Source organism: Desulfocicer vacuolatum DSM 3385 (assembly GCF_900176365.1).
GTDB lineage: Bacteria > Desulfobacterota > Desulfobacteria > Desulfobacterales > Desulfobacteraceae > Desulfocicer > Desulfocicer vacuolatum.
The window spans coordinates 134,257-148,910 of the sequence record NZ_FWXY01000013.1; the positions used below are offsets into that span (position 1 = coordinate 134,257).

Sequence of the window (14,654 nt, forward strand, 5' to 3'; positions counted from 1 at the left end):
GTTCTATATTATGATAGTAGCTGATAAAAAGCCGATTGAAGAGATCATAGAAACGGTCAAACCCTATGACCGGATTCTGGTATTGGGGTGCAATGAATGTGTCACCGTGTGCGAGGCCGGAGGTAAAAAAGAGGTGGAGGTCCTGGCATCTGCCCTTAGAATGCATTTTATCCAGCAGGGCAGTAAAAAAAACTTTGATGAAAGAACCCTGGAACGGCAGTGTGATCATGAATATCTGGAAGAGATTCGTGATATCATGGATAATTACGATGCTGTGCTCTCCCTTGCCTGTGGCGTGGGGGTACAGTTCATGGCAGAAAAATATCATACAACCCCGTTGATTCCCGGGGTTAATACCTGCTTTTTGGGGGCCACGGAAAAAAGAGGATTGTGGACGGAACGATGCCAGGCCTGTGGTTCCTGTGTCTTGGCCCACACCGCCGGTATATGCCCCATATCCCGGTGCGCCAAAAGGGTGATGAACGGCCCCTGTGGTGGATCCACCGGCGGTAAGTGTGAGATCAACAAGGATGTGGACTGTGCCTGGCAGTTGATCATTGATCGGTTAAGGGATCTTGATCGCATGGATGAGTATGAGATTGTCACCCCCATCAAAGACTGGTCAACGGAGCGGGCCGGTGGGCCCAGAACAGTGGCAAGGGAGGATGTACAGGTATGAGCATGAACACACCAAGTAAGCTGGAAAAGGTTTTTAAATCGGGGCACATCGCTGTTACCTCAGAATGCGGTCCCCCCCGGGGAAGTGACCCTGAAGCAGTTACCTCCAAAGGCGCTATGATCAAAGATCACGTGGACGCGGTGAACATCACGGATAACCAGACCGCCATGACCCGCATGAGTTCACTTGCCGCTTGTATTCATTTAAAACAGATGGGGCTTGAGCCCATTCTTCAGATGGTAACAAGGGACCGCAATCGGGTGGCCCTTCAGAGTGATATCTTGGGGGCCGCCTCATTTGATATTAACAATGTGCTGTGTCTTTCCGGCGATCACCAGAGTTTTGGTGATTGCGCCCAGGGCCAGAATGTCCATGATCTGGATTCCATGCAACTGGTTCAGACCGTCAGGCACATGAGGGATGAAGGAAAATTTCTGGGGGGAGATGACATCAAACGACCACCCAATATGTTTGTGGGGGCCGCAGCCAACCCCTTTGCCGATCCCTTTGAAATAAGGGTGCCCCGTCTTGCCAAAAAAATTGCCTGCGGCGCGGAATTTATCCAAACCCAATGTATTTATAATATTGCTAAGTTTGAGGAGTGGATGCGACGGGTGAGAGAGCGCGGGCTCCATGAAAAGGTTTTTATCATGGCCGGCATGACCCCCATGAAGTCAGCTCCCATGGCAAAATTCATGAAAAACAGGGTGCCTGGCATGGATGTGCCCGATGAAATCATTGACCGCCTTGCCGGGGTGGAAAAGAAAAAACAGGCCCAGGAAGGCATTGATATCTGCGTTGAGCATATTCAACGGTTAAAAGAGGTGGAGGGCATCGCAGGTTTCCATGTCATGGCCATTGAGTGGGAGGAGAAAGTGCCTGAAATTGTGGAGCGCAGCGGGCTTTATCCCCGTCCTGAGGTGTAGCAGGGAAGGGTATTATCGAAAACCCCCGGGTGGATTGGATTTTACCCGGGGGTGCTATATCAACACCTTCGCCAAATTTGAAATCGGTTTAAAGCCATCCTGATTTATTGGCATATATTGTGATTGCAACATCATATGTTCCCAAGATATAGAACGCAATGAGCTCTAAAACAAAACCTGCCAAGGTATTATATATGGGTTACTTCTTAGTTTTTCAATTGTTTCAGTAAAAACGCCGTGGCCTCCTGACAGGTAATGCCGTTTTTACCGCCATTGGGAACCAGATCGGCCGCAGTCAAGGCATCCACTGCCTTAAATACTGCGGTCATCAGATCAGGATACCCAATGAACTCAAGCAATTCACCTGTGGCTTTCACCACGGCCACAGGGGAAGAAAAATGCCCTCTATTCTCCTGCATCATGCGGGTACCGGTGCCGCCGCCTGCCTCAAACATTCCCTGGGTAAAGGACAAATTGGCAGATCCAACGCCGCCGATCCCCCCCACATACATTCCGGCCTCATCCCCTGCCATGTCCCCCACGATATTGTTGCACACCAAGGTTGTCAGGGGAAATTCCTTTCCTGTTTTTTCGCCCTTCATGGCATTGAGTTTTTCCGTCTGGGTCAAGGTGTAGGAAAAATCATCGGGTTTTACGCTTAAATAGTCAAGATCCGGGAAATTGGCATCAATGTAGGCCTTGGCCCAGTTAAGAGCGGCGGCATCCGGCTTAATCACATTGTCTTTAAAATTCAGCACCACCCCCCCTGATTTTCTTTCCACGGCATGAAGGCAGGCCATGTGGGTGAGACGCTCAATATCAATTCTTGCCTGGGGCCAGAAGCACATGGCATACTCTTCCCGGCCGTTGATACTTGAAACTCCGGCGGATTTTGCATCCTGGTAGGGAGTGCCCAGGTTACACCGGAACACGGTGAAATTAATTCCCATGTCATCATTTTTGATATTTCGCTGGCAGGCAAACAGATCCATGTACTGGCGCATCCACACATTGGCACTGGGCACATTGGGATATTTGGAACTGTCCGGGGTTTCCAGGGGCATTTTTAAAATCACGTCGCACTGATCAATGACATCAATGGAAGTCTCAGGGGCCACCACGTCCAGCTCCAGCCTTTTTTCTATGGTAAGATCCGGAATCTCCACCACAGAAATATCTCCAGATGCAATCTCTTTGGAAAGAAGCGATTCAAGGATGGTGCGGGCCGCCTCTGCCACAATGGGGCCAATGCCGTCCCCCGGGGCGAATCCGATTTTAAGCGGTCGTTTGGAACTCAAAGCAACGGGGTTAAATTGTCCCCGGGTCTGGATGGCCTTTTCAACCCGTGTTTTTTCCTGGGTGAGCAGGTTGAACAGGGCATCAAAGGGATTGTAGTCACCTTCAAACATATTTATATACTTACTCATTTTTTCTCCCTTAGAAGCCGCATGGAAATAAATGACTTTTCTTTTTATTTGGAACCCACTGAATTTTAGAGGAATATAAATAAAAAATCATGCCTTTTATTGTCACGGGACTCCTTTGTTAAATGTGGGTGAAGTATGCTCAATTCGGCATCTTTCATACACTCTTAGAAGCGGTTTACACTTTTTGATCAATTTCCCCTGAAAAACGAGAATGTTTTCCAGAGAAATGTAAACTGGAAATGAAGCATACCCTCAATTCGTTATTTTTGTTTGTAATATCAGGTTTTGGAGCGACCTGCAAGGAGCGGAAAAGTGAAGAGCCATTTAAACGCTGTGACGTACATAAAAATCAAGCCCAAATCTCAAAAAATCCTATTGCAATATTTGTCATGACATGGCATTAGTATGGGCAATATTAACTTTAAGCAAACAAAGTTTAGCCTTACTAAATATAGTTCAAAAAATTTAGGTTATATATTAATTGAATTAAATTTTGATTTGGGGGATGTGCACCATGCTTGATGCCGTATACGATGAGCCATCGATGAGCACCACAAAGCGTTATAACCTCCACGCCGTTAAAACCATTGTTCAGCATAGTGTTGCACCGTGCAGTGCCGCCTGTCCCGCCGGGATTGATATTCCAAAAGTGCAGCATCATGTATGCCAGGGGGAATTTTTAAGCGCCTTTGAAACCCTTACGCTGGAAAATCCTTTCCCATCCACCTGCGGTCGCATCTGTTTTCACTCCTGTGAAACCGCCTGCCATCGTACAGTCCAGGACGATGCCATCGCCATTCACTGCATGGAGCGGTTTGTGGGGGATCTTGCGCTGAACCGCGAGTTTCTTCCGTCAATTAAGAAACTTCCATTAAATGGGAAACGTGTTGCAATTCTGGGGACAGGGCCTTCCGGGTTGTCTGCAGCTTATTTTCTTACGATTTTTGGATTCTCATGTGATGTGTATGATTCCGCGCCGTCACCTGCCCATTCGTCCCAATGGTGCATCCCGGAGTCACGCCTGCCGAAAACAATTCTTAACATGGAAATTAACAGAATTCGTGAGATGGGGGTGAAGATTAAATGTGGACATTCATTGTCTCCGGATTTTGCCAATGCCCTGGTGTCCCAATATCACGCTGTGGTGGTGGGCTCGGGTATTTCCCAGTCCATGACCTTTTCCCAATGTCTTGGCAATGGAAACACCACTCTCCATGGAGCGCTCCAGACCCGGAAGCATCCCCGGCGCATTGAACTGGGAAATGTGACCGTGGAATTGGGGAAAATTCCTGTGTTATACGGGGGAGGGTGGTACAACGGTATCCAGAGCATTTCCCATGCAGTGGCTTCCGGTAAAACAGCGGCCATTAGCTTATATGCCTATTTTGATACAGGCAGCAGTGCCATCCGCGAATCTGTGGAAATTTCCCGGGTGGGTAATGGAACGGCCCAGTCCATGGATATTTATTTGTTGGGAGAACGGAGCCGGGCAAGTTCCTGTGTGGTGGCGGAAAGTGATATCGACTGCACAGGGTTTCCCTCTGCTGTGAGGGTGGATCCCCTTTATGTAGAAAGTGGTTTTGTTGATGATGGTAAAAAAATGATGGAGCAAACTTTTGATACCCCGTCTGCCCTTGCCGAGGCGGCTCGATGCTATGGGTGCGGGTACACAACCCATGGAAAAAAACAGTGCTGATTCTATAGTGCCTTGAAGTTTAAAGTCCACTGCTAATTCATGGCTGAACAGTCATTGAATAAAATATTGAGCATTGACTTTTATGACGAACATTCTTACAATTCGGTTCATTTAAAATGGATTTTGCTTTCAAAGTTGACAGCTTTTAGGGGGATGTGATGGTGAGGGTTGTTCCATTGAATCATCGCATGATTGATATTGCCATGTCTTCAGGAAAGTTGATTCAATGCTGACAAGGATTAAAGAATGACCAGTCAACATCATGATCGAGGATTTCGTTTTCCATTGGAAATGGGAGAAATTGATTTTTTATCTGTATTGGATCGTCTGGATGACGGGGTCCTTATTACAGATACCAAGGGAACCATCGCTTTTTACAATTATGCCCAGTCCAAAATAGACGGTCTAAATCCCCGGGATGTTGTGGGGCTGAAAGTCACGGATATCTATGAGCTGAACAATCACACCAGTATGGTCATGCAATGTGTTCATCGCCGGGCCTCCATTAAAAACAGAACTTTTTTTTATCGTACCTGTTCCGGTAAGGTGGCCAACACCATCACCAGTGTATACCCCCTTTTAAAAGGTGATGACGTAAACGGCGTCATCTGCTTTGTGAAAGATTATGAATTGCTTCAGGCATCCACCCCCATGGCTTCCATTACACAAAGCCGCACAGATCTGGGAAACGGTACCCACTATACCTTTGCCGACCTCATTGGCAACAGTCCCGATTTCCAGAGAATGGTGTGTGCCGCCAGAAAGGCGTCGTCATCGTCTTCTCCCATTATGATCCAGGGAGAAACCGGTACCGGTAAAGAACTGTTTGCCCAATCCATCCATAACCACAGCTGGCGAAATAAAAAAAAGTTTGTGGCGGTGAATTGTGCTGCCATTCCACAGGATTTGCTGGAGGGGTTGCTGTTTGGAACAACCAAAGGGGCATTCACCGGTGCCCTTGATAAGGCCGGATTGTTTGAAATGGCCAATGGAGGAACTCTTTTTCTGGATGAATTACTCTCCATGCCCATTGCCCTCCAGACCAAATTGCTGCGGGTGATCCAGGAAAAGTCTGTACGTCGTGTGGGATCCACAAAGGAAAGCCCGGTGGATATCAAAATAATCAGTTCTGTCAGCAATGATCCCCGTCAAGCTGTCAATAATAATTTGTTAAGAATGGATCTTTTTTATCGCCTGGGGGTTGTGCTGCTTAAATTGCCTCCCTTGAGGGATCGGAGAAAGGATATGACAGAACTTGTATTCCATTTTATTGAGAAAATAAATACCCTTTTGGGTACCCGTGTGGAAGAAGTTTCCCCTGAAGTGATGGATCTTTTCATGACCTATGGCTGGCCCGGGAATATCCGCGAACTGGAGCATCTCATTGAGGGAGCCATGAACATGACAGGGCATGAGAACGTTTTAAAAATTAACCATTTTTCAACCGGTATGGAAAGCTGGGAGGGCCTTGGGGATTCCCCCCGTACACCCGGTGAAAATATTAGATTCAATGCAACACCGTCTGCCTCATCTTCCAGGCCGGAAATGGGAAGGGTGCTGCCTGAATTTCAGAATTATTCTTCTGACGGCCCTTTTTCTGGAAAAGGCAATGCTCCCTGTGATGGATTTTCCCGGACACTGCCATCGGAGCCTGGGTTATCATCGGAATCCGGTGATGTGAAAATTCCCCTGGCCCGGAATCAGGCCGAGCAGGAGAAGTTATCCATAAAGGAGGCCCTCACCGCTTCCCGGGGAAATGTGACCCGGGCATCTTCTATTCTGGGCATTTCACGCCAATTGCTGCATTATAAAATTAAAAAACATGGTTTGAGCCGGGTTGATTTCATGGATCGTTGAGTTCAAGGAGTGACAAATATTTTTCTTCTGAAAATATTTACTCCATTTAAATTTTCTCCTGAAAAAGTTTTCTTTCTCGCCTATCATAAATTTTATTATTTCCATTAATTTGTTAAGTTGATATTTTCGATTTTGTAAATTATATCAATTTTTTAGATGTTTTGTTGTTTTTTTAAGCTCTTTTTGTCGGTGTGGCACGTAACCTGCTTTAGTAAAGATATCATGGATACCGGTTTTAAATTTCGCCGTTTTTCAGACGGTTGAACATATCACCGGATTCTGAAATTTTTTAATCCCCCTGGGCCAAGAGCCCGGGAGCACACTTTTATAAGGAGCGTCACGTGTCACAACCCAAGATTCCAACCAAACCCTTTGACCCCATGGTTTTCTGGGTGTCTGCCTCATTAACGATTTTATTTGTTCTCTGGTCCATTGTTTTTCCCGAAAACATGGGTAAAACCATCAACGCTGTATTTAGCTGGACCACCACCAACTGGGCATGGCTTTATCTTTTAACAGCATTTCTCCTGGTCATGGGATGTTTTGTACTCATGGGGCCGGGGTATGGCAGTCTAAAGTTGGGGCTTGCCCATGATAAACCGGAGTTTTCCAATTTTTCCTGGTTTGCCATGTTGTTTGGATCGGCCATTGCCGCCGGTATTGTCTTCTGGGGACCTGCGGAACCTGCATATCACTACATGACCCCGCCGCCTTATTTTGGTGGAGAGGCCCTTAGTCCGGCAGCCGGAGCCAATGCCATGACCTACTCCTTTTTTCATTGGGGGCTCAGTGCGTGGTCCATCTATGCCATGCTCACCGTTGCCATTGCCCATGCCTGCTTTACCAAAAATCTTCCACTGAAATTCTCCAGTGCCTTTTACTATGTTATTGGCGAAAAAATCCATGGTACCTGGGGAAAAGTTCTGGATATTTTTGCTGTTTTTGCCACTTTGGGAGGGCTTGCCACCACAACGGGTCTTGTGGCGCTTCAACTTTCCAGTGGACTGAAATTTCAGTATGGCCTGACCCTTGGCCCCGGCAGCACCTATATCATCATCGGTGTGCTCACCGCCATTTTCACTTTTTCCGTTTATACAGGGCTTGAAAAAGGAGTGAAAATCATTGGCGATGTCAACATGTGGGTGTTTGTGGCTGTGTGGTTTTTTATCCTGATTTTTGGACCCACCATTTTTCTTATCAATCTCACCACCAATGCCATTGGTCAGTATCTGCTTCATTTTATCCCCATGAGTCTTTTTACAGCACCGGGCTATGAAGGCAACTGGATCGGCAGTTGGACTGTTTTTTACTGGGCCTGGTGGATGAGCTGGGCACCCTTTGTGGCTGTGTTCATTGCCAGAATTTCCAAGGGCAGGAGCATCCGGGAGACCGTTGCAGCCACCCTTATTCTGCCCACTTTGGGAAATTTCCTGTGGTATGGTGTTATTGGGGGGGCCGGTATCCGTTTTGATGTTACTGCCACCTTAAAAGAGCATGGGGTGGAAAGTGCTATTTTTGCCATTGCTCAGAATCTTCCCATGACCGGTATTTTATCCATTGCCCTGATTTTTCTCATTGGTACCTTTTTCCTGACCAGTGCCAATTCTGCCGCCATTTCCCTTGCCATGTTTGTATCAGGCCATGAAAATCCCGGAAAAAATCTTCGGGCTTTCTGGGGTATTGCCCTGGGTGCTGTGGCTGCTGTTCTGGCCGGAACCGGTAGTTTAAAGGCCATTCAGACGGCCTCCATTGCAACGGCATTTCCTTTGATGTTTCTTCTTTTGTTTGTCCTTTTTGGTACATTCAGAGGCCTTGCCAGATATAAGAAAGAGAACAATCAATAAATCAATTTGGCATCCTTACATATACCTTTAAAAGTAATTTATACTTTTTAAAGAAGATCACCGAAAGCCGGGTGTTCTCCCTGTGAAAGTGTAAAATAAAAATAAGAGATGCCATCAATTTTTAAATTTTTATCATATGGCGGTTAAAAAATATTTTAAATAATATTATGCCGCCGCCATGAACCTTAAACGCGGGGTTATGCTTCAATTCCCCGGGGGAGACATGTCACATGTACGATAGAATGCAGGAACTCAATACAGAAAATCTGGAAAAAATCCATGCCGCATCCATGAACCTTTTAAAAAATACCGGTGTTGCCTTTAATGATGATGAGGCCCTGGAGATTTTTAAACAAAACGGCCACAGGGTGGAGGGAACCACGGTATTTTTTGAAGAGTCTGATATCAAAAAAGCCCTTGAATCGGCTCCCAAGCGCTTCACTGTCCATGCCCGAAATCCGGAAAAAAATGTTGAAATAGGTGAGGATGATTTTGTTTTTGTGCCCGGTTATGGCGCTCCCTTTGTCATTGATGCCCAGGGTGATCAGCGCCAGGCCACCATGGAAGATTATGATAAGTTCTGCAAACTGGTTCAGACATCCAAATACATAAACATGAATGGGTGGATGATGGTGGAACCGGCGGACATGCCCCACGACACTGTTCATCTGGATCTGAATTTGTCCAACATGCTCCTTTGTGACAAACCCTTTATGGGAAGCCCTGTCTCCCGCCAAGGTGCCCTGGACGGCATTGAAATGGCCGGTATCCTCTGGGGGGGCAAGGAAAATATCATGAATAAGACGGTGTCTGTGTCTTTGATTAACTCCCTGTCTCCGTTACAATTCTCCGATGAAATGGTGGGGGCTCTCATTGAACTGGTTCGCCATGGTCAAGCCTGTGTGGTGGCATCTCTTATCATGGCCGGTGGCTCCGGTCCTGTGACCCTGGATGGCGTACTGGCGCTTCAAAATGCCGAAATTCTGGCCGGCATTACCCTGGCTCAGCTGGTGAAACCCGGTGCACCTGTGGTGTACGGTTCCACCTCTTCGGCCATGGACATGAAAACCGGTGCCCTTTCCATTGGCGCGCCTGAGCTTTCCAAGAATATCCATTATGTGGGGCAGATTGCCCGGTATTACGGCCTTCCCAGCCGGGCCGGGGGTGGTTTGACCGATGCCCTTTTCACCGATGCCCAGGCTGGTGCAGAGTCTGCCCTTGCACTTTCCACAGCCGTGCGCAGCGGTATTAATTTCATGCTTCATTCCTGTGGTATTCTTGGGTCTTACATTGCCATGAATTTTGAAAAATTTATTGTGGATGAAGAGATCTGCGGCATGGTGCAAAACATGATTAAACCCCTGGCACTGACCGATGATTCCATTGATCTTGATATCATCAAAGAGGTGGGTATCGGCGGTCAATACCTGACACATCCCAAAACCTTTAAGCTGTGTCGTACGGAATTTTACACCCCGGGCCTCATGAGCCGCATGAATTCAGACAGCTGGGTTAAAGCCGGTAAACAGCGCATTGACCAGGTGGCAGAAGATAAGGTCACCCAGCGTCTGGCCTCCTATGCAAAACCTGACATTGATCCTGAAATTGAAAAAAAGTTGATTCAGTACGTGGAAGATAGAAAAAAAGGCTAATTGTAGAAAATAGATCACAACATCGGTGCCTTGGGGTGCCGATGTTGTGATTCTCATTTCCCTTCTTGCATAAAAAAAATCAGTGGTGTAAAAAATAAGCTATGAAACGTTTATCTCACACACCAATCTGTTTTTATGGCTTCTTGTTCGTCGTTGTACTCATGCTATGCTCTGCCTGTGGTAACGATGATCAAAATATTCCTGCACCCTCCCGGCTGGCTCCCAGTTTCAGTTTTTTTGATGTGGGGGTGAACACACCTTTTTCACACAAACTTAGAAAATCATTGCAGGATATCCTGGGCGACGATGCTGTTTCCTCCCGTAACACCATTGATCTGCACATCAATACCGATGGGTTTTTGTCAAGGTATTATCCCAGTCTCCATGCCCTGAATGATGCGTTGAACTTTCCCCCGGGAGAACGGGTGGAACATGACACCACAACCCTTACTTACCGTTATGCCGTTAAAAAGGCCCTTCCTTTTGAATATGTTGAGCTGCTTTTTTCCAAGCATTCCCGCATGCCCATGGTGATACGGGTTTTCTTTGAGGAAGATCATCTTAATATCCTGGATTCACTGAAAAATAAGTATGGTGCTCCCAGGGAATTACCCTGGAAACAGAAGAATGGAAAATCCTTGTGCTGGGAGAAAAACGGCGATATTTTGTTCTATTCCTGTGTTCCCAATCAGTTTGGAAATCCCGAATACCGGGTCACTATTTATTTTGTCCGCCACCTTAAGGCCATGCTGGAAAGAGAGCAGGGGAAAACACAGGATCCGAAAAAATCCCCCGCCTCCTCCACCAAAACTGTTTTTTGATCCTCGGTTTTTCAAGCTTTGTTGTGGCGGATCGAAATGATAATACGGTCCACCCGTGGCGGTTATTTGAAATCAAACTCCAGAACGTATCCTCAATTGCCAATGAATTGATTGCACCTCTTTGCTTATAAAAGAAGATGGAGCCCCGAATCCACCAGGGTGATCAGCAAGGCTGCTATCATTGTGGTTAAGGCGTCTTTGATTTTAAAATCATCAATAAGTTTATCTGTGATAAATAATAAAAATGCATTGATAACCAATTTAAAGAGTCCAAAGGTGATGATCATAAAAGGAAGGGCCAGGAAAACCAGAAGCCATCCCAGGAAAAAGCTCACAAGAGAATAGACCACTGCCACCACAAGGGCTGTGAAAAAACTTTTCATGTAAATGCCGGGGAGAATATTGGCAACAATAAAAACTGCTACAGTGAGGATGAGAATATTCCAGATCATAATTAACTTGTTTCCTTATCTATTATGGGTTTAAACAGGTAATTCCCCTGATGTGTCGGATATGAAAATCAGGGGGGCAATGTGTTGACGGGAATGACCCGGCGTTAAGCCTGGTTTCATTTGAAGAACGTTTACATCACGCTCGCTTGTCCAAAGGGCCAGGGTATTTAATCTGATATTTTTTGATTTTGGTCAAGTTAATCTGAAAAAATTTGCCTTCAATTGGTTATTCTATTGTGATACTTAACAGCCAGGATTGTATATTTTCGTTAATTTTTTTGTAGTATTTCATATAAAAAACTTAAACAATATTAAAATCACCCGACCACTCGGGGGGCGCTTACGTTGACCGTGGTGACCTTTTCCATTGAAAGGTGCAAAATGAAACGATCAGAGTTTTTAAAAACAATTGATATCCAGGGAAAAACATTCCAGTATTACGATATTACTCAACTTGAATCCCAGGGAATTGCCAATATTTCCAGGCTTCCTTTTTCCATCCGTGTGCTTGTGGAAAATTTATTGCGCAAGATGGATGACGATGTGGTGAAGGAATTAGATTTATTAAATATCTGTAACTGGCAACCCACCTATGAAGACCCTGTGGAGATTCCCCACCATCCGGCCCGGGTGCTGATGCAGGATTTTACAGGTGTACCTGCGGTGGTGGATCTCGCTGCCATGCGGGATGCGGTAAAAGTCGCCGGTGGCGACCCGTCTGCCATCAACCCGTTGATTCCTGTGGAGCTCATTGTTGACCATTCAGTGCAGCTGGATTATCACGGTACCCAAAATGCATTGACCCAAAATGTTGCCAAAGAATACCAGCGAAATATTGAGCGATATGAACTCTTAAAATGGGCCCAGAAAAGTTTTGATAATTTTAAAGTGGTGCCCCCCAACTCCGGTATTTGTCATCAGGTCAATCTGGAGTACCTTGCCCGGGTAATGGTCCAGGCCAAAGAAAAAGAGAGCACCCTTTTATACCCGGATTCCCTTGTGGGCACGGATTCCCACACCACCATGATCAACGGCATTGGTGTCATGGGGTGGGGGGTTGGCGGCATTGAGGCTGAAGCGGTGATGTTGGGGCAGCCCTATGTGATGTCCATTCCCGAGGTGATCGGTGTAAAACTTGTCAATGCCCTGAAACCCGGTGTCTCAGCCACAGATCTGGTTCTCACCATCACCCAGAAGCTAAGGGAACTCAATGTGGTGGAAAAATTTGTGGAATTTTTTGGACCGGGGATGAAGGCATTGGGTGCCACGGATCGCGCCACCATTGCCAATATGGGACCGGAATATGGGGCCACCATGGGATTTTTCCCGGTGGATGAAAAAACCATTGAATATTTAAGGATGACCAACAGGGAAGAACAGGCAGATATCACAGAAGCCTGCGCCCGGGCCAATGGATTGTTTTACACCGGCGATGAGAATATTGAATACTCCAATGTGGTGGAGGTGGATCTGTCAACTGTGGTTCCCTGCCTTGCGGGCCCGGCCCGGCCCCAGGATCGCATTGTCCTTGATGAAATTGAAGATGCCTTTAATGCTTTGTTAAACTGTGACCATGAGCGGGATACCCACATGGATCATATTTCCCAGTTTCTGGATGAGTCCGGTTGCGTTTCCAGCCGGGAAACCAGCTGTGAACCCACGGGAAAACGTCTGGTAACCGTGAACATGAACGGCCGGGAGGTAAAACTGGGTGATGGCAGTATCGTCATTGCAGCCATCACCTCCTGCACCAATACTTCCAACCCGGCAGGTCTTATAGGTGCAGGGTTGCTGGCCAGAAATGCCGTGAAAATGGGTTTGACCACACCGGCCCATGTGAAAACCTCCCTGGCACCGGGATCAAAGGTGGTGCTGGATTATCTTGAGTCCGCCGGATTGATGCCCTATTTTGAGGCACTGGGATTCCATGTGGCAGGGTTTGGGTGCACCACCTGTATCGGTAACAGTGGCCCTCTGGCACCGGCCATTGAGCATGCCATCCAGGATAATGACCTCACCGTGGCTTCCGTCCTTTCTGGAAATCGTAATTTTGAGGCAAGAATTCACCAGAGCATCAAGGGTAATTTTCTGGCCTCCCCCATGCTGGTGGTGGCCTTTGCCATGGCCGGTCGCATTGATGTCAATTTGGTGAACCGCCCCATTGCCATGGATCCCAATGGCAATCCTGTTTATCTTGAGGATATCTGGCCCAAACAGAATGAGATTGATGCACTTGTTGAAAAACATGTGAAATCCGAACAGTTTGCAGCCCGGTATGCCACCATTTTTGAGGGAGACACCTTTTGGCAGGAGTTGAAAATTGCTGATTCCCTTACTTTTGACTGGAAACCAGACTCCACCTATATTAAAAATCCTCCCTATTTTGAAGGTTTTTCCCCTGAACTTTCTCCGTCCCGGGACATTGAAGGTGCAAAGGCTCTGCTTGTCGTGGGCGATTCTGTAACCACTGATCACATTTCTCCGGCCGGTGCCATTCCTGAAAAATATCCCGCCGGTAAATATCTCATTGAACGGAATGTGGCAAAGGAGGATTTTAATTCCTATGGGTCCCGCCGGGGCAACCATGAGGTGATGATGCGGGGAACCTTTGGTAATATCCGCATTAAAAATAATCTGGTAACACCGGAAGAGGGTAGTTTTACCCGCAAGTTTCCCGAAGATGAGAAGATGTTTGTGTTTGATGCAGCGGCCCGGTATGGGCAGGAAAAAACACCGCTTGTGGTATTGGGCGGTAAGGAATACGGCACGGGATCTTCCAGGGACTGGGCTGCCAAGGGCAGTAATCTTCTGGGGGTCAAGGCGGTGATTGCACGCTCCTACGAGCGAATACACAGAAGTAATCTTGTGGGTATGGGGGTACTTCCCCTGCAGTTCAAGGCATCCGATTCCTGGGAAACTCTTGGGCTGGATGGATCTGAGACTTTCTCCATCCAGGGAATTAAAGATATTGCCCCCCAGAAAATGCTTGCAGTGACAGCAGTGAAGGGTGAGAAAAAGATCACATTTGAAGTGTTGGCCCGGTTAAATACAGACATTGACGTGAAATATTTTCACAATGGCGGTATTTTACCCTATGTTTTAAGAAAATTGATAAAATAATCCGGCTTTTTCATATAACCGCCACGGGCGGACCGTATTTTGATCCGGTTCTGCCCACAACACAGCTTGAAATACGCTCCTGGTTTGCGGAGTATTTTTTATAAACGGTCATCAAATATAGGAAATGGTATTATACCGCCGCCCCCCCCGACGGGCAATGGGCCCGGACCGGAACTGTAG

10 protein-coding genes are annotated in these 14,654 nt (G+C 46.8%); 8 read left to right on the forward strand and 2 right to left on the reverse strand.

Translation table 11 applies throughout. The annotated features are described in order from the left end of the window. The first annotated feature begins 10 nt into the window (after nucleotides 1-10). Nucleotides 11-679, forward strand: a complete 669-nt coding sequence (locus tag B9A32_RS12875; RefSeq protein WP_084069846.1) for a methylenetetrahydrofolate reductase C-terminal domain-containing protein — start codon at nucleotides 11-13, stop codon at nucleotides 677-679. Next, nucleotides 676-1,605 carry a methylenetetrahydrofolate reductase gene (locus tag B9A32_RS12880; RefSeq protein WP_084069847.1) on the forward strand — a complete coding sequence of 310 codons (930 nt, stop codon included), beginning with the start codon at nucleotides 676-678 and terminating at the stop codon, nucleotides 1,603-1,605. The genes B9A32_RS12875 and B9A32_RS12880 overlap by 4 nt, the downstream gene beginning before the upstream one ends. A 206-nt stretch (nucleotides 1,606-1,811) precedes the next feature. Here B9A32_RS12880 and B9A32_RS12885 read toward each other — a convergent pair whose 3' ends face one another. Beyond that, on the reverse strand, nucleotides 1,812-3,032 hold the full coding sequence (locus tag B9A32_RS12885; protein WP_084069848.1) for an isocitrate/isopropylmalate family dehydrogenase: 1,221 nt from the start codon (nucleotides 3,030-3,032) through the stop codon (nucleotides 1,812-1,814). A gap of 514 nt (nucleotides 3,033-3,546) precedes the next feature. Here B9A32_RS12885 and B9A32_RS12890 point away from each other — a divergent pair. The 5 genes from B9A32_RS12890 (at nucleotide 3,547) to B9A32_RS12910 (ending at nucleotide 10,902) form a co-directional block, all read left to right on the forward strand. Further along, on the forward strand, nucleotides 3,547-4,728 hold the full coding sequence (locus B9A32_RS12890; RefSeq protein ID WP_170923815.1) for a hypothetical protein: 1,182 nt from the start codon (nucleotides 3,547-3,549) through the stop codon (nucleotides 4,726-4,728). A 246-nt stretch (nucleotides 4,729-4,974) separates the two neighbouring features. Further along, nucleotides 4,975-6,585: a sigma-54 interaction domain-containing protein gene (locus tag B9A32_RS12895; protein WP_084069850.1), complete on the forward strand. Its 1,611-nt coding sequence runs from the start codon at nucleotides 4,975-4,977 to the stop codon at nucleotides 6,583-6,585. A 341-nt stretch (nucleotides 6,586-6,926) separates the two neighbouring features. Continuing rightward, the gene (locus B9A32_RS12900; protein ID WP_232367151.1) at nucleotides 6,927-8,429 is read left to right on the forward strand and encodes a BCCT family transporter; all 1,503 of its coding nucleotides are present in this window, start codon (nucleotides 6,927-6,929) and stop codon (nucleotides 8,427-8,429) included. A gap of 230 nt (nucleotides 8,430-8,659) precedes the next feature. Next, nucleotides 8,660-10,081, forward strand: coding sequence for a trimethylamine methyltransferase family protein (locus B9A32_RS12905; protein ID WP_084069851.1), 1,422 nt, complete (start codon nucleotides 8,660-8,662; stop codon nucleotides 10,079-10,081). A 101-nt stretch (nucleotides 10,082-10,182) separates the two neighbouring features. After that, nucleotides 10,183-10,902 (forward strand): hypothetical protein, encoded by a 720-nt coding sequence (locus B9A32_RS12910; protein ID WP_139795819.1) that lies wholly within the window; start codon nucleotides 10,183-10,185, stop codon nucleotides 10,900-10,902. Nucleotides 10,903-11,027: 125 nt separating this feature from the next. Here B9A32_RS12910 and B9A32_RS12915 read toward each other — a convergent pair whose 3' ends face one another. Further along, entirely contained in the window at nucleotides 11,028-11,354 is a 327-nt protein-coding gene (locus B9A32_RS12915) for a phage holin family protein (RefSeq protein ID WP_084069853.1), read from the reverse strand. A gap of 381 nt (nucleotides 11,355-11,735) precedes the next feature. Between B9A32_RS12915 and acnA the strand changes: the two genes are divergently transcribed. Continuing rightward, nucleotides 11,736-14,474 carry an aconitate hydratase AcnA gene (gene acnA, locus B9A32_RS12920; protein WP_084069883.1) on the forward strand — a complete coding sequence of 913 codons (2,739 nt, stop codon included), beginning with the start codon at nucleotides 11,736-11,738 and terminating at the stop codon, nucleotides 14,472-14,474. Nucleotides 14,475-14,654: the final 180 nt, after the last annotated feature.

What these genes read in the sequence shown, in the direction of transcription:
- B9A32_RS12875 (WP_084069846.1), top strand. Translation starts at nt 11, where the DNA reads ATGATAGTAGCTGATAAAAAGCCGATTGAAGAGATCATAGAAACGGTC.
- B9A32_RS12880 (WP_084069847.1), top strand. Translation starts at nt 676, where the DNA reads ATGAGCATGAACACACCAAGTAAGCTGGAAAAGGTTTTTAAATCGGGG.
- B9A32_RS12885 (WP_084069848.1), bottom strand. Translation starts at nt 3,032, where the DNA reads ATGAGTAAGTATATAAATATGTTTGAAGGTGACTACAATCCCTTTGAT.
- B9A32_RS12890 (WP_170923815.1), top strand. Translation starts at nt 3,547, where the DNA reads ATGCTTGATGCCGTATACGATGAGCCATCGATGAGCACCACAAAGCGT.
- B9A32_RS12895 (WP_084069850.1), top strand. Translation starts at nt 4,975, where the DNA reads ATGACCAGTCAACATCATGATCGAGGATTTCGTTTTCCATTGGAAATG.
- B9A32_RS12905 (WP_084069851.1), top strand. Translation starts at nt 8,660, where the DNA reads ATGTACGATAGAATGCAGGAACTCAATACAGAAAATCTGGAAAAAATC.
- B9A32_RS12910 (WP_139795819.1), top strand. Translation starts at nt 10,183, where the DNA reads ATGAAACGTTTATCTCACACACCAATCTGTTTTTATGGCTTCTTGTTC.
- B9A32_RS12915 (WP_084069853.1), bottom strand. Translation starts at nt 11,354, where the DNA reads ATGATCTGGAATATTCTCATCCTCACTGTAGCAGTTTTTATTGTTGCC.
- acnA (WP_084069883.1), top strand. Translation starts at nt 11,736, where the DNA reads ATGAAACGATCAGAGTTTTTAAAAACAATTGATATCCAGGGAAAAACA.